Here is a 1,422-nt window from a genome sequence, read left to right on the forward strand (position 1 = left end):
TGACGCTGATAATGGGAATACAGGATCGGAACCACGTGGAATGACCCACTTCTTGACTGGCCATGATCTCCTCATGTGCCTTCAGCGTGATCTGTCTTCCATGTTAGTTCCGACCCTGTACCGCAATCTGGTGAATCCGCCCATGACCTTATAGGAGCGTGACGTCTCCACCGTGACCACCCCGGCAGGTGTCTAGTGTAGTCGTCCCATCAGCGTCTTGTCTGCCCGGAAACCCCGGATCGCGGGTCACCCGCACGTTTGCTCACAGACAGGACCTGATCCCCAATGTCTACCACTTTCGACTGCCCCACCGGCCCCGTTGCCGGAATCGACACCCACACCGATACCCACACTGTTGCCGTTATTTCGGACACCGGCCGGCACATCGCCACCGACACCTTCCCCGCCACCAACCCTGGCTACGTGGCGATTTCAGAGTTCATGGCAACCTACGGTGTCACCACCGTCGGTGTGGAAGGAACCAGCTCCTATGGAGCAGGCCTGACACGCCACCTTCGCACCCAGAAATACTCAGTCGTAGAAGTCTTACGCCCTACCCGGGCCGTTCGACGCCGGGACGGCAAATCAGACCCCGTTGATGCTGTCGCTGCCGCCCGCCAGGTGCTCACCGGGGAAGCCTTAAGCATCCCGAAAGACACTTCCGGGCCAGTGGAATCCCTCCGTGGGTTGCAGATCACCCGCCGTCAGCTCGTGATGACAGCAGCGAAACTGATGACAACGATCAAATCGTTGCTGGTCACAGCACCCGATGAGATTCGACGCCGCTATAGTGCGATGTCCACATTGGTCATGGTGGAGGCCTTGTCCCGGTGCCGACCATCAGCTGACCTGGCCGACCCCAGAAATGGGGTGCTCCTCGCGTTGAAGACATTAGCCACCACCTATCGTGATTTACAGAAACAGGGTACGCAGCTGGAAAAACACATCAGTATCCTGGTTGAGATGATCAATCCGCATGTGACCTCGATATTTGGGTGTGGTTCCGTGGTGGCTGCTGATCTGATTGTCAGTGTGGGGGATAATCCAGGCCGGATTCACTCCGAGGCAGCATTAGCTCATCTGTGCGGGGCCGCACCGATTCCGGCTAGTTCTGGACGGACTCATCGGCACCGTCTCAACCGGGGTGGTGATCGTCGGGCGAATTCTGCGTTGCATCGGATCGCGTTGGTGCGGATGCATCATGACCAACGCACCAGGGACTACGTAGCCAAACGCACCAAGGAAGGATTGTCGAAAAAGGAGATCTTACGGTGTCTGAAACGCGCCATTGTCAGGGAGGTCTACCGGGTGTTGTGCTTGGGTCAGGCCGTTCTTCCAACGGGCCAGGTAGAGGTTGATGAACTCAAAGCTCGACGGATCGAGAGGCAGTTATCGCAAGCCCAGGTTGCTGAAAAACTCGGG

The 1,422-nt window shown here is 57.5% G+C and carries 1 protein-coding gene; it reads left to right on the forward strand.

What is annotated here, in order from left to right:
* Nucleotides 1-285: 285 nt before the first annotated feature.
* Nucleotides 286-1,422: IS110 family RNA-guided transposase (locus tag RAE09_RS11800; protein ID WP_316981768.1), on the forward strand; the 1,137-nt coding region annotated here is incomplete at its 3' end.

The organism is Corynebacterium tuberculostearicum, from assembly GCF_032821615.1.
In the GTDB taxonomy this organism is placed as follows: Bacteria; Actinomycetota; Actinomycetes; order Mycobacteriales; family Mycobacteriaceae; genus Corynebacterium; species Corynebacterium tuberculostearicum_H.